The sequence below is a fragment of the Firmicutes bacterium HGW-Firmicutes-1 genome (genome assembly GCA_002841625.1).
Classification (GTDB): domain Bacteria; phylum Bacillota; class Clostridia; order Lachnospirales; family Vallitaleaceae; genus HGW-1.
In genome coordinates, this window is sequence record PHAG01000008.1 from 103,681 (window position 1) to 122,170 (window position 18,490).

The 18,490-nt window shown below is 33.0% G+C and carries 21 protein-coding genes; all 21 read left to right on the forward strand.

Annotation, left to right across the window (positions count from 1 at the left end):
• The first annotated feature begins 88 nt into the window (after positions 1-88).
• Positions 89-2,641, forward strand: coding sequence for a hypothetical protein (locus CVU84_10165; protein PKM94426.1), 2,553 nt, complete (start codon positions 89-91; stop codon positions 2,639-2,641).
• A 355-nt stretch (positions 2,642-2,996) separates the two neighbouring features.
• Positions 2,997-3,644 (forward strand): SAM-dependent methyltransferase, encoded by a 648-nt coding sequence (locus CVU84_10170; protein PKM94427.1) that lies wholly within the window; start codon positions 2,997-2,999, stop codon positions 3,642-3,644.
• 222 nt (positions 3,645-3,866) lie between these two features.
• On the forward strand, positions 3,867-4,394 hold the full coding sequence (locus tag CVU84_10175; protein ID PKM94428.1) for a DUF2318 domain-containing protein: 528 nt from the start codon (positions 3,867-3,869) through the stop codon (positions 4,392-4,394).
• A 46-nt stretch (positions 4,395-4,440) separates the two neighbouring features.
• A complete protein-coding gene (locus tag CVU84_10180; protein PKM94429.1) occupies positions 4,441-5,154 on the forward strand; it encodes a DNA-binding response regulator in 714 nt (237 codons plus the stop codon).
• Entirely contained in the window at positions 5,144-6,538 is a 1,395-nt protein-coding gene (locus tag CVU84_10185; protein ID PKM94430.1) for a two-component sensor histidine kinase, read from the forward strand. The genes CVU84_10180 and CVU84_10185 overlap by 11 nt, the downstream gene beginning before the upstream one ends.
• A 416-nt stretch (positions 6,539-6,954) precedes the next feature.
• Entirely contained in the window at positions 6,955-8,109 is a 1,155-nt protein-coding gene (locus CVU84_10190; GenBank protein PKM94431.1) for a hypothetical protein, read from the forward strand.
• 14 nt (positions 8,110-8,123) lie between these two features.
• On the forward strand, positions 8,124-8,882 hold the full coding sequence (locus CVU84_10195; GenBank protein ID PKM94432.1) for a hypothetical protein: 759 nt from the start codon (positions 8,124-8,126) through the stop codon (positions 8,880-8,882).
• Positions 8,883-8,912: 30 nt separating this feature from the next.
• Positions 8,913-9,386: a hypothetical protein gene (locus CVU84_10200; protein ID PKM94433.1), complete on the forward strand. Its 474-nt coding sequence runs from the start codon at positions 8,913-8,915 to the stop codon at positions 9,384-9,386.
• A gap of 11 nt (positions 9,387-9,397) precedes the next feature.
• The gene (locus CVU84_10205; protein PKM94434.1) at positions 9,398-9,709 is read left to right on the forward strand and encodes a hypothetical protein; all 312 of its coding nucleotides are present in this window, start codon (positions 9,398-9,400) and stop codon (positions 9,707-9,709) included.
• Positions 9,693-10,058, forward strand: a complete 366-nt coding sequence (locus CVU84_10210) for a hypothetical protein (GenBank protein ID PKM94435.1) — start codon at positions 9,693-9,695, stop codon at positions 10,056-10,058. Before CVU84_10205 ends, CVU84_10210 begins: the two co-directional genes overlap by 17 nt.
• Before the next feature lie 14 nt (positions 10,059-10,072).
• Positions 10,073-10,831 (forward strand): hypothetical protein, encoded by a 759-nt coding sequence (locus CVU84_10215; GenBank protein PKM94436.1) that lies wholly within the window; start codon positions 10,073-10,075, stop codon positions 10,829-10,831.
• A 428-nt stretch (positions 10,832-11,259) separates the two neighbouring features.
• On the forward strand, positions 11,260-11,481 hold the full coding sequence (locus tag CVU84_10220) for a hypothetical protein (protein PKM94437.1): 222 nt from the start codon (positions 11,260-11,262) through the stop codon (positions 11,479-11,481).
• A gap of 171 nt (positions 11,482-11,652) precedes the next feature.
• The gene (locus CVU84_10225; protein ID PKM94438.1) at positions 11,653-11,982 is read left to right on the forward strand and encodes a hypothetical protein; all 330 of its coding nucleotides are present in this window, start codon (positions 11,653-11,655) and stop codon (positions 11,980-11,982) included.
• 5 nt (positions 11,983-11,987) lie between these two features.
• The gene (locus CVU84_10230; protein PKM94439.1) at positions 11,988-12,245 is read left to right on the forward strand and encodes a hypothetical protein; all 258 of its coding nucleotides are present in this window, start codon (positions 11,988-11,990) and stop codon (positions 12,243-12,245) included.
• Positions 12,190-13,650: a hypothetical protein gene (locus CVU84_10235; protein PKM94440.1), complete on the forward strand. Its 1,461-nt coding sequence runs from the start codon at positions 12,190-12,192 to the stop codon at positions 13,648-13,650. The genes CVU84_10230 and CVU84_10235 overlap by 56 nt, the downstream gene beginning before the upstream one ends.
• Entirely contained in the window at positions 13,650-14,999 is a 1,350-nt protein-coding gene (locus CVU84_10240) for a two-component system response regulator (protein ID PKM94441.1), read from the forward strand. Before CVU84_10235 ends, CVU84_10240 begins: the two co-directional genes overlap by 1 nt.
• Before the next feature lie 199 nt (positions 15,000-15,198).
• Positions 15,199-15,378 (forward strand): hypothetical protein, encoded by a 180-nt coding sequence (locus CVU84_10245; GenBank protein ID PKM94442.1) that lies wholly within the window; start codon positions 15,199-15,201, stop codon positions 15,376-15,378.
• A 26-nt stretch (positions 15,379-15,404) separates the two neighbouring features.
• A complete protein-coding gene (locus CVU84_10250) occupies positions 15,405-15,842 on the forward strand; it encodes a hypothetical protein (protein ID PKM94443.1) in 438 nt (145 codons plus the stop codon).
• Positions 15,835-16,206 carry a hypothetical protein gene (locus CVU84_10255; GenBank protein ID PKM94444.1) on the forward strand — a complete coding sequence of 124 codons (372 nt, stop codon included), beginning with the start codon at positions 15,835-15,837 and terminating at the stop codon, positions 16,204-16,206. Before CVU84_10250 ends, CVU84_10255 begins: the two co-directional genes overlap by 8 nt.
• A gap of 118 nt (positions 16,207-16,324) precedes the next feature.
• Positions 16,325-16,549, forward strand: coding sequence for a copper resistance protein CopZ (locus tag CVU84_10260; GenBank protein ID PKM94445.1), 225 nt, complete (start codon positions 16,325-16,327; stop codon positions 16,547-16,549).
• A gap of 179 nt (positions 16,550-16,728) precedes the next feature.
• Complete coding sequence (locus tag CVU84_10265; GenBank protein PKM94446.1) at positions 16,729-18,426, forward strand: hypothetical protein; 1,698 nt, start codon at positions 16,729-16,731, stop codon at positions 18,424-18,426.
• Positions 18,427-18,490 lie beyond the last annotated feature (64 nt).

The following is an 18,490-nucleotide window of genomic DNA, read 5'->3' on the forward strand; positions in this document are numbered from 1 at the left end:
AAGTCTAAAGCGCCATGACCTAAGCAGAAAGAATTTGTGAGAATGTATGAAGGTATCGATATAGATAAAAGATGAAGGGGGTATAAAGATGAGGTGGAGACAGGGGTGTTTGATCATTCTGGTTGCAATTTTAATATCTAGTTGCAAAAGTGAGACTGTTTATCAACAAGATATGAATCACATTTCACAGGAGCAAACAGAAACGATTTTGAAGCAGTACGGAGGTATTGAAGGTATTAGAAGCATACAATTTTATCAAGAAGTCGAAAATCCAAAGGAGTGGCTACTATTTACCAACTTAGATTTTAACCAAGCTGATTGTTTGCTGAAAAAGGATGGGTCTGAAATCAAACATTTTAATGGGAAGCAGATGGGTACTGATAAATTCAACGGATACCAAGAGTATCTTAAATATAATTCAGATCATGGATTGTTGTTTGCAGAAAATGGAGAGGTGTATTTTTTTGATGATTCATCAGCATTATATGCCATTGACAAAAACGATCAATTGAGACTTTTAATCCCAAATATAATCAACATTGATAGGTTGAGTTTCAACGATAACAAGTTATATTTTATAGCAACAATGGAAAATGACAATGGATTATTTGTACTGGATATTGCCACCAATCATTGCACCAAAATTGATAGTGGTGATATTAGTGAATATCAAGTGGTAAATGGTATTGTTTACTATATATTAAACAGCTATGAAGTTCCTCAAGTACAAGTAATACAATATGAAAGTGGTAATAAAAAGAATATTTTAACAACTAAAAGATACATAGAATGGTTTCATATAACCGGAGATATGCTATATTACATTCCCGAATATGGCACCATCTTGAAGGTTAATCTTAGTGCACCAGAACAAGTACTAGTTAAGAGAGAGGATGCTACCAGTTCTAAAATATATTGTGATGATCAATGGATTTATCTTTGGTCAGAGGGTAGTGCTGTTTATAAAATGGATATGAACTTAGAAAATATCCAAGTTTTGTATGTGAACCAAAGTAATAGCCAAATATTTAAAATTGGCGATCGAGTATATGGTGCTTTATATGATGGATTAGTTGGGGTAAACCTAAGTGCATTTCATGCTAAAAATTTTGACAAGCAAGCAGCGCTTAGTAATAGTGATCTATCTATAAAGGATAAAGTCTGTCAAGTTCAAGTAGAGAAAGAACATGTTTATTACATAAACGCAGACAATAAAAATCAACTTTTTCAAGCAGACACGAACTGGACGAACCCCGATATTTTTATAAAGAAGTCAATATTCGATTATACCATGGATCGGCAAGCAATTTACTATACGGTTATGGAAGACAACTTTGGAATTTGGAAATATGATAAGGAAAGCCAGCAAGATTTGCAGTTAAAGAAGCATGGGTATGGTTTGAAACGAGATGGGGATTATCTATATTATTTAAATAGTCAGGATAAAAATAAGCTCTATAGAATGTCTTTGACACAAGATCAAAATGAAAAATTACTTGAACATACGCCAAATGAATATGAAATCTATAACAATAATTTATATTACCAGAATTTGAATGATGGGGCCAGATTATATAAATTAGATCTAAAAACACATAAAGAGATTAGGTTATCAGAATATCCAGTGAAAAATCTTGTGCAGAGCGATGAAGGACTTTTTGTCACGCTAACAATGGGTGGGACGCTACTATTTGATGTGGATGATGATAAGGATTCGCTACTCTTTCATTCGTTTTGTAGTCATTTCGGAACTGAAGTACTCCTTGAGGATGGTATTATTTACCAGCTTGTTCAAGATGAAGGTGGCAATAGCCTTTTAATCAGAAATTTAGAGGAAGAAAAGGTGGTAGGAAAATATAGTATTGACGGTTGGGTCTATTATTACAACTGGACCTGGAAAAGCACAGGATATCTTTATGCAATTCACAATGAAAGCAGGAAAATCAAATGGATAGTCAAGGATTCCTTGACAAATTATTGTATTGATGGCAATGATTTGTTTTACGGAAATAATTACTATGGTGGTTATATTTCTTATCTAAATCTAAAAACAGGGGAGTTTTATGATATTGAAGCAACACCGACCTCAACTGCATTGGGATACTATGATTTTCTTGTATTGGAGAACCAGTTCTATTATTTGAACACGGATCAAAAGGGTGATGGGAAAATAAAAAAATATGATCGCAAAAACAATATATCTACAGAATTAAAAGGGAGTTATCATGCGTCTGATTTACTGGGTGGTGACGATACACTGTTGGTTTTCTATGATTATCTGAAAGGATATTATACGTATAATCTGCTTTCCTCAGAAGTAAAACCTTTATTAGAGGATATTAACTATACCTATATGGGTTGTGATGAAACCAATCTCTATGTAACAAAAACGGAGGATGCTTACACTTACGTCTATAAGGTGGGAATAAGGGGTACAGATATCGAAAAAGTGGTGGAACAAGGCTACGAAAATGGTAACTTCTACAATCACTATGTTTTTTATACTGAAAAAAACAACCAAAAGCTTTGGAACGTTTATGATATCAAAAAAGGCACAAAGACACAAATTGAGATGGAGGCCAATGAATATATCAATTGGGACTATTTCAACGAAGTGTTGAGGTATGGGGGAAGTATGTAGTATCTAGAAATCAATATAAAAAGCTACAATACTATTTAATTGTTTTATTTGGTAATATGATAAAACAAATGATGAGGAAAAGCAGTCAAAAGTATTGCATGTAAATGAGAAGAACATCCTTTATGATACTAGGCATATTAAAGAGGATGTTTTGTCATGTAAACAAATAGTTTATATAGAGAGTTGACATAATTACCCTATTAGTATACAATCAGAACATATGAACGAACATTCATATGTTCTGATTAATAGTTTGATAATTAAATAAGTATTTTTACAAGTTGTAATACATATCAGCAAGCAAAGGCAATACTAGTATAATGACAGAAAATAAAAGCGTAAAGGAGATTAAAGAATGGGATATTACTCAAATTATCTTTATCCACGAATCGTTGATAAAATACTTTCAACTTCTCGTGTATCTCAATATCGAAAAGAAATTTTATCACATGTAATAGGGGAAATTTTAGAAATCGGTTTTGGCACAGGTCTTAACCTTTCTTACTATCCAGCTTGGGTTAAGGAGATCACAGTAATAGATAATAACGAAGGCATGAATTCATTGGCACAAAAAAGAGTAAAACATTCAAAAATAAATGTCAATTTAAAATTATTAAACGCAGAAATACTTCCTTTTGAGGATAAAAGCTTTGATAGTATAGTTAGTACGTTTACTTTTTGTAGTATTGAAAATATTGACTCAGCTTTAAAAGAAATATATAGGGTTTTGAAACCAGATGGAAAGTTAATTTTTTTAGAACATGGACTAAGCTCGAACAAAAAGCTACGCAATCTGCAACATCGATTGAATCCACTTTATAAAGTTGTTTCGGGGGGATGTAATTTGAATCGTGATATGAAGGACGTTATTGAACGGAATAATTTTAAATTTGATTTTATAGAGGAATTCACGAGTAAAGATATGAGTAAGTTAACAGGCTATTTATATAAAGGCATTGCAATAAAAAGGGGAACATTTGAAAAATTTAAGCTTTTGTTATAAATGGAGTATGTTGAGTTTTGGAAATTACATTTGTCTAAAAAAGCTTTGTTGATGAAGCTTTTTTTTGATATTCCCAGAATTATTGGAAAAAAACATAGCTTATGTTGTAGTGTAATAATCTAGAATATGGATTTATACTTGTATCCTTTCTACTTGCTTCATATATTCTTCATATCTTATTGCTACAATATACACATCAAACAAAATCGAGGTGCAAATAAAATGGCAAATAAAACATACAAGACGAATAAACAAAACCAAAAGATATTAAAGATTGGTGGCTTAATTGCAACGGCTTTAGTCGCTCTTATCGTTATATTCCTTCTTAATAAGGACGGCGATAATGTGGAAAGCTTTCAAACATCTGAAACATCTGAAACTTCCGGAAATGTTTTGAAAATTCTAAAAAGCGAAGTAACTGACCAAGCGAAGTTTTATCCGTATGAAGTAAATGGGATAAATATGGAAGTATTAGCCTTTGTAGCAAGTGACAAAACAATTAGGACTGCTCTAAATACCTGTCAAGTTTGCTATGATTCAGGTAGAGGCTATTACGTTCAAGAAGGCGATGAACTTGTATGCCAAAACTGTGGAAATAGATTTAAAGCGGACCAAGTTGAAATTATCAAAGGTGGTTGTAACCCAGTACCTATTATGGCAGAAAACAAAACTGATGATGGCACTTATATAACTATATCCAATGACTTTTTAGAGCAAAACACTTATCTATTTGCAAACTGGAAAAAATAGTATTTTTGATTATGACGAGCTGATTTATTGACGGAGGACAAAATGAATGAATACTTGTGCAAATAAAATATTGGTTGTTGACGATGAAGAAAAAATAGTTGAGGTTGTAAAATCTTACTTGGAACATGCAGGTTATGACGTATATACAGCTTATAACGGTAAACAAGCACTTGAAACATTCGAAAGAGTATCGCCTGCTCTTGTTGTGTTAGATTTAATGCTTCCAGATATAACCGGTGAGGACATTTGCAAAATGCTTAGAAAGCAATCAAGAGTTCCGATTATTATGGTGACAGCGAAAGTTGAGGAAGAGGATATTTTACAAGGGCTTGCTTTTGGAGCGGATGATTATGTTACCAAGCCATTTAGTCCAAAGCAATTAATCGCAAGAGTATCGGCACTTCTTAGAAGAACCACTGATGATCCGCTACTTCTAGCCGACTTAATTTCCTATAATAACAACCATCTTATTGTTGATTGTATGCAACGAGAGGTTAGAAAGAATGGAAATGTTGTTAACCTGACACCAAAGGAATATAGAATTTTGTTAACAATGATCAAATATCCGAAAAAGACATTTACAAGAGAAGAGTTAATTTTTATGGCAATGGGTGAGGATTTCGACGGCTATGATCGAACAGTAGATACACATATAAAAAACTTGAGATCAAAAGTAGAAGTAGATCCTAAAACACCTAACTATATCTTAACAGTACATGGAGTTGGTTATAGATTTGGTGGTGAGAAAAATGAAATATAGTTTAAGAACGAAGCTTTCATTATCATACATTCTTGTTGCGTTAATTTGCGTCGCCCTAATAAGCTTTCTTACAAACTATCTCGTGGATAAACAATTTCAATCCTATATTAAAAATAATCTAGAACAAGAAAACAAATCAGTGGTAGCTACGATAACACAGCAATACCAAGCTAATAATAACTGGAATATGGATTTAATTGAAAGCATTGGTATTGCTGCAATTGAAAATGGATTAATTATTAAGATAAAAGATAAAAATGGCAAAATGATTTGGGATGCAACTGTCCATAACAATGGAATGTGTGAAGAAATCCTTAAGAAAATGGCAAGTAATATGGAAAATAGTTATCCAAGCTTAAAGGGCGGGTATGTAGAAAAGATTTACCCAATTCTTTATGAAGCAAATACAGTTGGTAGTATAGATATTGGATATTATGGACCTTTTTTCTTAAATGATAATGATATGGATTTTATAAGTAGAATGAATCGACTATTTATCGTTGTTGGTATTTTTTCGTTGATTTTTGCTCTTGTGTTAGGTTTCTTCATGGCAAGAAGACTGAGTACACCAATTGCAAAAGTGATTAATACTGCGGAAATGATTTCTAAAGGCTTTTTTAATAATCGAATACATGAAAATCCGAATACTAAGGAAATGAGTCAACTTACAGAAACGGTCAATCACCTTGCGGAAACTTTAGGAACACAGGAGTCTTTAAGAAAAAGATTAACTGCAGATGTGGCTCATGAACTAAGAACACCAATAGCAACGTTACAAGGTCATATGGAAGCTATGATTGATGGCATATGGGAACCAGATGCCAAAAGACTAAATAGTTGTCATGAAGAGATAATGAGAATCGGCAGGTTAGTTGATAATCTTGGGAAACTTGAAAAGTATGAAAATGAAAATCTAACATTAGATAAAACAGAATTTGATATTTCTAAGATAATAAGCCGAATACTACAAAACTTTGAAAGCCAATTTATTAGTAAGAGTATTGAAGTTGCTTTCATTGAACGTAAAGAGTTTCTTTATGCTGATCAAGATAAAGTAAGTCAAGTTATCGTGAATCTTCTGTCTAATGCCCTAAAATATACCCAAGAAAGTGGAAGGGTTGAAATCACTGTAAAAAGCAAGAGGGATCATGTGGAAATTGTTGTTAAGGATAACGGACAGGGTATTTCTGTGAAGGACCTTCCATATGTATTTGAGCGATTTTATAGAGTAGATAAATCTAGAAATAGATTGACTGGTGGAGCGGGAATTGGTCTTACAATTGTCAAAGCCATCGTGGAAGCTCATATGGGAGAAATAAGTGTTCAAAGTGAAATAAATGTTGGTTCTCAGTTTGTTGTGGTATTACCAAAACATATGAAGTAATAATAAACCCATAACAATAAACTCCTACACGCTTCATTAATGAGGTATGTAGGAGTTTTTATTACTAATATCAAGTCAATGTTACAAAACCTCCGCATTCGCTACGGTTTCGTAATCGAATGCAAGCTTCGCTTGCACATCAGTGGGGGCCCCCACCCCCACTTCTTCCATTCGGTTAAATAAATATTATGTTGAATCTTCATAAAAACTCCACATAACATTTGTAGAATAACACCATAGAAACAAAGCATTTGCAGAAAGGAGGTCATTCTATGAGTAAAAAAATAATTACATCAAACAGTTATAGCAGTTCTTTTAATATAAATAACAGCAGGCTTTGGTATTTGCTAACTATTTATCCTACGTTGGGAGAAGGAACTATGTAATGAATTATAGAAGTCGAAGGAGTGAAGACGATGAAAAAGTTTTTTAGTAGGCTGTTTGTATTTTTATTAGTTATAGTAATAATTGGTGGAATAGGATTTATCGGTTACACCTATCTTAATATGAATCAAACTAATCAGCAGGCATTTGATGAAGCAAATAAAACAAGTAATAGTAACACAACCTCACAAGAAAACGTTCAGCAAGATACCTCAATGGGATCGATGCAAATGAATAAGGAGCAGCCAGTTTCAACTAGCTTAACTACAACACTAAAGAATAAAGAGAACTTAGATAAGATAAGAACTAGTTTTAAAGATGCTCTAAAATATATGACATTGGACCCGTATGCAGCTAATGATGCGGATAATCAAGCGGATATGCAAATGGATATGGGAAATATGCAACAGGGTACAGACGCTACAAGTAATACTAGCCAATCCATAACACAACAAGCAGTAACGGCTGCAGATACAACTATGCAAAATATGGGATTAGCTTATGATTCAAACAAAATGGAGCAATTACATTCGGGCTTATTTAGTATGGCTGTTGGAATGGCATTATTAGACCAACTAAGTGATAAACTTATAGACCAAGCAGCATTTGCTAATATTAATACCCAAAATCCTATTCAAGATCTTACGAATCAATATAATTTAACAGTACAAAATAAAGCAAGTTTGAACCAAGCGATGGGTTATTTAGAAGAATCAGCCAAACTCGTTAATATCAACCCTTACATATCTTCAGACGGATTTGTTTATGATAAAGAAAGAATGGAAAATATTCATCAGAGCGTATTTAAGTTAGCAGAAGGTGTAGCATTAATGAATTTACTCGATAATGAATTAACGAATCAATCTATTTATCTTGCAAATACTACTCAGGTTTATATTAATAATGCAAGTATGATGAATGCAGCTAATACAGCGAATTCTACAACTATTGAGGACACTACGAACAGTGCTCATAATAGCCTAACAGATACAACTAATTCTACGGTAACAACCACAGGATTTTTGGGCGGAATATTTGACAATATAAACATCTCAAGCGTTGTAAATATTATTCTAATTATATTTGTTATTGGCCTGATCTTAGGAATTTTTGGTTTCATTATGAGTCTATTTAAAGCACCTAAAGTATCGCCTACGGTAGATCAACAACATGGTGAAACACTATAAAGGAGGAAGATAGTATGTGGGAAGCCATAAAGAATGATCCATTATTAAAAGCCGTAACAATTATCATTTTAGGTATTCTAGGGTTTGGGTTTGCATTTAATATCCTGTTCGGACGAAATTATGGAAGCTCTATGGATGGTGGAGAAATGGGAGGTATGATGGGTGGTGGTTACTCTTTAGAAAACACATTGTCCTATATTCTTCTAATAGCATTCAAGTTATTTTTAATAGCACTGGTGGTTGTAATCTTTATCGCCTTAATAAAACTTGCAGAATATCTTTTAAAAGGAGAAAAAATAATTATGGAAAACTTAAATAAAGATTCAATTTTAAAAACTTTAGGTATTATAATTCTAGCAATCGTTGCTATTGGACTAGTTCTAAGTTTATTTGGTGGAATGAATGGGAACGGAAATTTCTACGGTATGAATAGTAATGATATGAACAATATGATGAATGGAAACTACAATGGTTATAGCATGATGGGCAATGGTTATAATTTTGGTTTATATGGGTTGCTAGCATTTTTAGTAAAATTATTACTGTTTGTATCCGTTACCGGTTTTATTGTAGGATTAGCGATGTACATATTTAGAAACTTCCCAAAGAACAATGGACAAATCATAGAAGCATCAACAACAAAAAATGTAACAACAACTTTATGTAGCTCATGTGGTACAGAGCTGAAAAAAGAATGGAAGTGTTGTCCAAGTTGTGGAGAAGAAAAAGTTAAGTTAGCTAGTGAAAGTAAAACAACAGTAACAGAAGAATAGAGCCATGTGGTTTAAGGGAGGTGTGCTATAGTGAACCTACGATTTGATTTTGTTATGCATTGGCTCTACGCAATAGTATGGTCACTCCTAGCACTGAGTGGGTTTGGTATGGTTGGTGCAAAAAATGGATGGCTTGTGGATTTTAATTATGCTACAGCCGATTATACCCACCGTGTTTTCGCAGTAATATTTGTACTTTTAACCTTAATATCGATTTTTTATGAAATTTGGAGAAATATTAAAAATGATAATAAAAAATCAGCATGGATGATCATTGGCGGAACTGGATATCAATTGTTTACTTTTATTATTTCTTTGATCTTAATTATAACAGGTGCTTTAATATGGATATGTATAGAATTTGATTTGACGTTTGTCGCTTTTGCACTTGCTATACATGAATATATATCCTATATAGCTCTTGCAAGCGTAATCTGGCATATTTATAAGAAATGCCATGCACTAAAATGGCCAACTCGTCAGGGTAAGCTTAAGCAGGGATAGGCGGTGATCATATGATGCAAAAGATCTGGTTTAAAATATTTATATGGTTCATGTCGACATTCTTCTTCTTCCTAGCTTCAGGGGTGCTGATTTCATTATTTAAGCCAGGACCAACTGAAAGCGAAGTGATGAGGTTCCAAGAAGGCTTTATGAATGCAATGGATAGGTCATTAATGGGAGTCGCAATGGGATTCGAAAGCAATGCTACACTTAAGTTTGTCGTAGAATTTTCTGCTTACATAATCGTTTCAATAATATTATTAAGTGTGTTAGCGGGTTTTGCAATAAGGTGGTCGCAGCGGAGGGATGATAAAAATGTTTGATAAAAAGAAGCTTAATTTCTGGGGGCTAACCTTTATCTTCGCTGGGTTTACGTTAATTACATTGTTTTTGTTATGGAGTTCTCCAACAGAACCAAAAGCACAAATGATGAATACGAGTATGGGTAGTATGATGAAGCAAATGCACCTATCAAACATCACCCTCTATGATTTACTAGGAAATCCTAAGCAAGAAAATCAGATGGGTGATATGAGCGAGATGTTAAAACATCATCAGAATCAAGCGCAAGTAATTGTAAAATTAAATTTTATTACAACAGCTATTATATTTTTGCTTTTGCCATTCCTAATTGGAGGATCAATCGTATTAGCGATCATTTGGAAAAAATAAAGAGGTGATTTAAGGTGAATGCGCTTGGGTCTATAAGTCAGATGTATATGTTTATTCTATTAGCGCTTTTGTTTATGGGCTCTGGCTTTGCGGTGTGGGGATTTGTGAATTTCCTAATGACCAGAACCACACCAAAAAAAGGAGTGATTAAAAAAAGCAAGGTAATTGCTCCAACAATAGTTTTAGAAAAAGCTACAACCAATAATATTAAAAATTTGAATGGAGGATATTTTATGAATAACAATGGATGGATTAAACTAGCGGTATTTTCTTTTGTAGGTATTATTGTAAGTGTAATTGTTCTTGGTTTTGTTTCAACAAATGGTACAGGAGGAGCTACTAATCACCAACAACAACAGGGTGCACAAGTTCAAGGTGGTATGAATGTTGCTACACCAATGGGGAATATGCAGGTGCAGGGCAATATGAATGGAGCTACTAATGATCAAGTGATGATGCAACAACAATTAAATCAAATGCAACAACAACTATCCCAAATGCAACAACAACAAATGAGTAATATGCAAGGTAATATGCCAGCACAAAACAACATGAGTTCAATGCCAGCACAAAATAACATGAGTTCAATGCCACAAGACACCAGTAACGCTGGAATGATGATGGATAGTATGATGAATAAGATGGATAGCATGATGAATATGATGAACAACATGAATAATATGCAGCAACAAAACAGTAATATGACCAATATGGCACCAAGTAATGGTGGAGGTAGCAACAGCGGTGGTAGCATGAGCATGCCAATGATGTAAATGTAAAAGGTTAGCGAACCAAACGAATGCTAACGTAGAGTGCTATTGATATAATTCTAATTTCTAATAAGAGCTGGGCTAGAACAGCATCATGTAAAAACCCTCTAAAACAATTTGTTTTAGAGGGTTAGATGATGTTAGGTTATAGCCTTTTTAGTATTTAGATTTTGTTTTAGAAATGTAAAATATTAATATGAATTACATCACGCCGTAGGAGGAATGATGCAAAAAGATATTTACACAGATTATATACCCAATTACATCCCCAATTACATCCCTAATCCGACAAATACTACAAATAAGTCTGAATAAATACACTAAATCAAAAGGTGGTTTTAAACTACTAATTTGACATTGTTAAAACGAAGAATTCTTCATAAAATCTACATATTGTTGGTTTACAATAAAGGAAAAAGGAGGAATGTCTTATGTTTTTTGTTCCGTTATTATTAATAACATTACTAGTATTAGCCGGTGTATTTATATTTAGAATTGGAACTATCAATACATCTAATACTTCAGGGTATACAAATCAGATTACCAATAATTCCAACGATAATAAACCAATTGAATTTTTAAAAGAGCGTTATGCAAAAGGTGAAATTACCGAAGATGAATATATGAGAATAAAGAGAAACCTTGAAGGTTAAATCAATGTAGGTATATTTATACTACCAAATATTAAGTTGTTTATCAATATGAAATGAAAATGATGCACTGTAGCCAAGGTTACAGTGCATTGAACAGTAACGCTAATACCAATCATACTGGCATGATTCTTGCGCATTATAATTGTAAAAGAATGATATGGAGGAATCTTTATGAATAATAGAAAACCAATTTTGTATATTTTACTGACGGCATTAGGGCTTATATTAATATATAACTATGTAATTGCGCCCTATCAAATGCAAAACAACTATTCGATTGGTATGGGAATGCATTGGAGGATGTATCAAAATACGAATTACATAGTTGATTATCGATGGATCCTTATAATTGCAGTTATAATTGCTGGATTTTTGCTTTTTGAATTATTAAATCCACAAGCAAATCTTCGCAAATGTCTTAAGTGTGGTAAGGAAATTGAAAGTGATCAGTGGCGAATTTGTCCTGTGTGTGGTAACACAATAAATAATAAGAAAGGGTGATACATATGACATTATTTTTGCTTGTACTAACGGCGTTAGCAAGCTATTACTTTTTTATATATAAAGACAGAAATAGATTTAGCTTTTTTGCAGGTAATGATAAAAGATGTCCTAGTTGTAATAATGTAGTTGAGAAGAGTTTTAATGTGTGCCCAATCTGTAAAGAAACCTTAAAAAGGAAATGCGTATCCTGTGGAGAGACAATAGATGCAGCATGGGTATTTTGTCCGTACTGTGAGAACTCTGTTGGAAAGAGTGAATAATATGAAAAAAAGATTAGGCATGAAAAGTTTTATTTTGTTACTAATAATTATTTTAAGCCTACTTCTTTATTTTGGAAGCGATGGGGATCTGCCTGTTAAGAATATTTTCAGGCTTTTGTACTTTATTCCTATTATACTCGCTGCATTAAATTTTGGGTTTAGAGGTGGTGTAGCTGCATCGTTGGTAGTAAGCTTGATTTATTCTCCTTTTATACTGCTTACACTCTACACTTTTAATATCCAGACAATCAATGATTTTTTAGATATTTTGATGTTTTTTACTGTTGGTATTATAACAGGGACACTTGTCGAAAAGAAGAATTTAAATATGATTAAGTTTGATGACGAGCTTAAACGACATTTAATACTCGAAAACTACACAAATAGCATTATCGAGAGTATAAAAAGCGGTGTAATCGTAGTAAATAATGATATGCTAATTACAATCGCAAATCAAGGTGCTCAGAGTATAATGGGGGTTGGTTGTGAGTGTATTGGACAACATTTTACAGAAGCTTTTTCTTGCTGTGAAAGTATCAAGGATAGCATTTTGAATGCTTTTTTAGATAGTGAGGCAAATGAAAATATAGAGGTTGCTTTTACAATAAACGAAAAAGATATAGACATAAGGATAAGTGTATATCCATTAAGCTTTGAAAACATAAAAAAGGGTTTGGTTATTATTATAGATGACATTACAGATATTAAGAAGCTTCATAAGGATTTGTTGCGTAATGAGAAACTAGCAGCTCTTGGAGAGTTATCAACTGGAGTAGCCCATGAAATAAGAAATCCACTTGGTATCATTAAGGCTATTGAACAAACAATGAAAAAAGAATTTAAGGATAATCATGAGGCCGTAAAACAACTTGATATAATTGATGAAGAGATAGAGAGAACCAACAAGGTTATTAAGGCTTTAATGGAATTTGGTAGGCCTCCAAAGGATGAAAAACAATTATTTTCTGTAGATACTGTTCTTGAGGATGTTTTAACAGTTGCAAATAAATATATCCTGCAGCATGGAGTGAAAATACAGCATAATCACGCAGAGGATACATTTGCAGTAATTGATAAGGAGCTTTTAAAGCAGGCTTTTGTTAATATTATTTTTAATGCTGTACAGGCTATGCCACACGGCGGTGACCTTATCATATCCACAACTAATACATATGAACTATTTGTTAAAATATCTTTTGAGGATACTGGAATTGGTATTTCTGAATCCAATATTGAAAAAATCTTCAATCCATTTTATACAACTAAGGCGGAGGGTACTGGTCTTGGCCTAGCAATTGTGAATAGGATTATTGAAGAACATAACGGAACAATTAGCGTATCTAGTAAAGAAGGTCTGGGGACAAGCTTTGAAATTACACTTCCTACTAGGAGGAATGACGAATAATGAAGAAAATTCTGATTGCAGATGATGAAAAAAACATGCGCTGGATTCTTGGGAAAAATTTAAAGAGTGATGGATTTAACGTTATTGAGGCTTCAAATGGAGAAGAAGCTTTTGAATTCTTTATTGATCAAGAGCCGGATATGGTGATCCTTGACTATCGTATGCCAGATATAGATGGCATGGAGGTTTTAAGAAGAATCAAAACCATTAATGATAAGGTGCCTGTTATTATGGTTACAGCTCATGGAAGTACAGATGCAGCTGTTGAGGCAATGAAGCTTGGGGCTATTGATTATATTTCAAAGCCATTTGACATTGAAGAGCTTAAGCTGGCAATAAGAAAGGCATTAAATATTGAAGAATTAAACAATACAATAGAGTACTTGAAGAAACAGGTTATAGAAGCATATGACAAAAGAATTATTGGAAGCAGTAAACGTATGCAGGATATATTTGAAATGATTGATAAGGTAGCAGATACGAATGCAACTGTTCTTATTACTGGAGAAACTGGTACGGGAAAGGAACTTATTGCTCATGCCCTTCACAATAAAAGCGCAAGGCGGGATAAACCTTATATTACTGTAAATTGTGGTGCAATTCCAGAAACTTTACTTGAAAGTGAGCTTTTTGGTTATGAAAAAGGTGCCTTTACTGGGGCTTCGAATCGAAAGCTTGGTAGGTTTGATAGGGCACAAGGTGGGACACTTTTTTTAGATGAAATAGGAGAACTACCTTTATCGCTTCAAGTAAAAATACTAAGAGTCCTACAGGAAAGAGAATTTGAAAGAGTGGGAGGAACTGAAGTTATAAAGGCTGATATAAGGATTATATCGGCAACCAATAGGGATCTTGAAAAACAAGTTGTTGAGGGTAAATTTAGAGAGGATCTTCTTTATCGACTTAAAATTATACCTATAGAAATTCCTGCCCTATCGGAAAGAAAAGAAGATATTTCATTGTTGGTGGAATTCTTTATTGATAAATATGCTATGGAGATGAATAAAGGGCATGTTAAGATTGCAGAAGATGCGCTAGCCATATTAATGCAATATAATTATCCGGGTAATATAAGAGAACTTGAAAATATTATTGAACGTTTAGTTATTTTAGCTTTAGATGGGGAAATTACAGTGCCAATCCTGCCGAAGGAAGTCATTAAAGGGGCGTATTCTAAAAAGGATGATTTTATTTTGCCAGATGAGGGGATTTCTCTTGAAGTAGTTGAAGAGAGCTTTGTAAGACAGGCAATTGAAATGGCAAAAGGTAATCAAACACATGCAGCAAAGCTTTTAGGTATATCTAGACATGCGTTAATTTATAGAATTGAAAAATATAAAATTATGTGAAGATACTTTGTATGAAACAAGCGAATGGTTATTTGGAAGATGTGTTCAAAATCCAACAGTTGAGTGTTGGATTTTGAACACATCTTTCATTGAATATAATAGAACTTACAGTTTTAAGGAATATTTATGTTGGCATACTTCTTGCGCTATACTATTGTGAGAACAAAAAATCTCTAGAATAAAATTAGGAGGAATGTATATGTCAGGAATGCAAGGTGTATCAGGTTCAGGAAGCATGATGAAGAATTGTGGAATGAAAGGAATGCATGAGAATCAACAAAAGCAGAAGGAACGAATTGAAGTTAAGCAACAAGCAGATGCAGTTTTGGAACGTATTCCGAATGAAATCGCAGGTAAAAGATTTGATATGAGTGTTTAGGTAAAAAGAAGTAAGGAGGCATAGGTATGAGTACAACGAATAATAAATCAATTTTAAAACTATTGATAGGTCTTATTATAATTATCTTCGGTTTGTATCTTATCAATACATTATTCTCAGGTTCAGTCACTAGTGGAGGTGGTTATATGTATATGGGTTCAGGAGCTAGTTATGGAAGTGCAGGTACAATATCTTTAATACTATTGTTATTAATCAAAATTCTATTTGTACTTTTTATTGTAGGGTTAGTCGTTGGTATCTTAGTAGCAGTTACAAGGTATTTGCTTAATGAAGAGGATGTAAAGACAATAAAGGGTACTTTTAACAATCAAAAGATAATTGTAATAAAAGAAACCTGCACATTATGTGGCAAACAACAACATAAGGATTGGAAAGTATGTCCTTACTGTGGGCAAGAAATTGAAAAAAGTCAGACATTAAAGGAGGTCGAAGTATATGAATAATACTAGTTCACTTGACAATACTTGGTTTAAATTAGCAATCGTTTCGCTTGTTGGAATAATTCTAATATTTGGTGTTTTATGGGGTGTTGGTCAGTTCAACAGAAGCTTTGGTTATGGTTACATGGGTAATGCATATCAATCGAACGGCGTACAAATGAACGGTATGCAAATGAATCCACAATATGATAATACAAGTATTGGAAATAATAGTGGAATGAATATGCAAGGTAATGTTCAAATGCAAGGGAATATGCAAATGCAAGGCAATATGCAAGTGCAAGGCAATATGAATGGTACAATGCAAAATGACATGGGAATGATGAATAAAATGCAAGGTAAAATGGGTGGTATGGGAATGCGTTAATTAATTCAAGATCGATGAAACCTGACAGTAATGTCAGGTTTTTTTCAAACTAAAACTAATTCTTCACAAAATCTACAAAAAGACTTGATATAATTGAATAAAACAACGGAGGATTAACATGAAAACTCAAACTATCATATTAAAACAGGTAAATATGTTATGCCATAGATGTGTCATGAATGTTATTAGTACTTTAAGCCAGGTACAGGGTATAAAAGAATTGAACGTAGATTTAGAAACACATTATATCAAATTTAAGTACATCAATTCCAGTTTCACTAGGGGAATGGTAAAGAGGCTAATCAAAGAGTCTATTGAAGGGGTTCAGGTAGGTGATATATAATGAGTGCTACGATACTAAATGAGAGTTAAAGGTGGCATTAAATTAATGCTGTTTCAAGTTTATAGAGAGTTAATATTATGTACCATTTAGTATGCGTATTGAATAAGAATATGAGTAAACATATTTAATAAATAAAGTCTACATGCTATAATAATGATCAACTAAGGGAGGTGCATTTAATGGGGTTTAAGCAAAAGTTAGTTATTGGTTTTACTGCTATCATGATAATCATGGTTTTACTTGGATCATTTGGTCTCTATGAAATGAGTAAAATCAATACGAAAGTGGAAGCTATGTTTAATAATCAATTAATGGGATTGTATTACGTAAAAGAAGTTCAATACAATATCATTATGGTACAGCGGGCAGAGAAAAATGTATTGTTAGCCACATCAGAAGAGGAAAAAATGGAACATGTAATGCATTTTGATAAGACTTATTCTGAAGGTATAATTCAAAATCTTAACACCTATATGGAGCTAATGAAGGACGAAGGAAATACTACTGTAATAGAAGGTTTGATTAATAAAGTAAAAGAACTAAAAGTTATACAAAGTGATGTCATTGATACAAGTATTAAAGGTAACCAAGATGAAGCATTAATATTATCAAAGAAAACCACAGAAGCTTTTGGAGAATTAGATAAAGCCATATCTGAACTTTCACAACATGAAATTGATGAAGCTAGAGAGAGCTTTCAAAATAGTAATACTATTTTTAATAAATCTTTCATTTTGTTTATTGGCATTATTGCATTTGCTATAGTTTCGGGGATTTTAATTATGGTTAATATAGCTGCTTCGGTTATCAAACCATTAAAAAAATCAGTCCTGTTTGCTGAAAATATATCAAAAGGTCAGCTGGGAAATAAGATAGACATTGAGATAACAAATGATGAAATAGGTATGCTAATCAATGCTTTGAATAGTACTGGTAGTGAGCTCCGTAAGATTGTATCAGAAATTAGCACTACTTCTCATGGTCTAGAAGAGAGCACGGAACAACTTAATGTAGCAACAGAAGAATCTAATGAAGTTATGTCAGAAATTGGAAGTTCTATAGGAACTATTACGAATAGAATAGAAAATGTTGTTACTTCGGTAGAAAGTATAAGTGATAATATTAAGCGTATTGCGGTAAGCTCAGGAGAGATATCTAAGTTGACTAGAGAAGCACAAAACGATTCACAAATCTTAATAGAATCAGCAAATAGAGGTAGACAATCCGTAGAAATACTGGTGGTTAATACGAAAGATATTGAAAAATCTACTAAAGAAGTACAGGTTACCATTGATGATCTTAAAGTTCTATCTGAGAAAATCGGTAGTATCATTACAATTATTAAAAATATAGCTGAACAAACCAATATGTTAGCACTTAATGCTGCAATTGAAGCGGCAAGAGCAGGAGAACAGGGACGTGGTTTCTCGGTGGTTGCTGAAGAAGTAAGAAAATTAGCTGAAGAAAGTTCTTTGGCGGCAAAGAATATAGAAAATACAATTATTGAGGTGCAAAATAAAACAGGTATTGCTGTCCAAAATATGCTAATTACAGAACGTAAAGTATCAGAAGGTAATCATGCAACTGTAGTTGCCGATACAAATCTATCTGCAATATTAGAAAGTATAGGATTTTTAGCGGATAAGATTCAAAAAATTGCAGGTCAATCGAAGGCTCAAGCAAGCTTAGCAGAGGAAAGCTCAATACATATGGAAAGCGCTGTAGTTAATTCAAAAGATGTATCATTATCTGCTCAGAACATTAATGGAAATATTGGTGAACAAATCGCCACAATAGAAGAAATTAGTGCAGTCTCCGCACCACTACTTACTATGACTGAAAACCTAAATGAATTGATTCGATATTTTAAAGTGTAGATAAAGTTAAATTGTAAAATAATAAGAAATAGAAAATTTGTAATCTTTGTTAAATTACTATATT

Excerpts from the sequence above, each read along its gene's own strand:
- CVU84_10165 (PKM94426.1), top strand. The coding sequence starts at position 89 with ATGAGGTGGAGACAGGGGTGTTTGATCATTCTGGTTGCAATTTTAATA.
- CVU84_10170 (PKM94427.1), top strand. The coding sequence starts at position 2,997 with ATGGGATATTACTCAAATTATCTTTATCCACGAATCGTTGATAAAATA.
- CVU84_10175 (PKM94428.1), top strand. The coding sequence starts at position 3,867 with ATGGCAAATAAAACATACAAGACGAATAAACAAAACCAAAAGATATTA.
- CVU84_10180 (PKM94429.1), top strand. The coding sequence starts at position 4,441 with ATGAATACTTGTGCAAATAAAATATTGGTTGTTGACGATGAAGAAAAA.
- CVU84_10185 (PKM94430.1), top strand. The coding sequence starts at position 5,144 with ATGAAATATAGTTTAAGAACGAAGCTTTCATTATCATACATTCTTGTT.
- CVU84_10190 (PKM94431.1), top strand. The coding sequence starts at position 6,955 with ATGAAAAAGTTTTTTAGTAGGCTGTTTGTATTTTTATTAGTTATAGTA.
- CVU84_10195 (PKM94432.1), top strand. The coding sequence starts at position 8,124 with ATGTGGGAAGCCATAAAGAATGATCCATTATTAAAAGCCGTAACAATT.
- CVU84_10205 (PKM94434.1), top strand. The coding sequence starts at position 9,398 with ATGATGCAAAAGATCTGGTTTAAAATATTTATATGGTTCATGTCGACA.
- CVU84_10210 (PKM94435.1), top strand. The coding sequence starts at position 9,693 with ATGATAAAAATGTTTGATAAAAAGAAGCTTAATTTCTGGGGGCTAACC.
- CVU84_10220 (PKM94437.1), top strand. The coding sequence starts at position 11,260 with ATGTTTTTTGTTCCGTTATTATTAATAACATTACTAGTATTAGCCGGT.
- CVU84_10225 (PKM94438.1), top strand. The coding sequence starts at position 11,653 with ATGAATAATAGAAAACCAATTTTGTATATTTTACTGACGGCATTAGGG.
- CVU84_10230 (PKM94439.1), top strand. The coding sequence starts at position 11,988 with ATGACATTATTTTTGCTTGTACTAACGGCGTTAGCAAGCTATTACTTT.
- CVU84_10235 (PKM94440.1), top strand. The coding sequence starts at position 12,190 with ATGCAGCATGGGTATTTTGTCCGTACTGTGAGAACTCTGTTGGAAAGA.
- CVU84_10240 (PKM94441.1), top strand. The coding sequence starts at position 13,650 with ATGAAGAAAATTCTGATTGCAGATGATGAAAAAAACATGCGCTGGATT.
- CVU84_10245 (PKM94442.1), top strand. The coding sequence starts at position 15,199 with ATGTCAGGAATGCAAGGTGTATCAGGTTCAGGAAGCATGATGAAGAAT.
- CVU84_10250 (PKM94443.1), top strand. The coding sequence starts at position 15,405 with ATGAGTACAACGAATAATAAATCAATTTTAAAACTATTGATAGGTCTT.
- CVU84_10255 (PKM94444.1), top strand. The coding sequence starts at position 15,835 with ATGAATAATACTAGTTCACTTGACAATACTTGGTTTAAATTAGCAATC.
- CVU84_10260 (PKM94445.1), top strand. The coding sequence starts at position 16,325 with ATGAAAACTCAAACTATCATATTAAAACAGGTAAATATGTTATGCCAT.
- CVU84_10265 (PKM94446.1), top strand. The coding sequence starts at position 16,729 with ATGGGGTTTAAGCAAAAGTTAGTTATTGGTTTTACTGCTATCATGATA.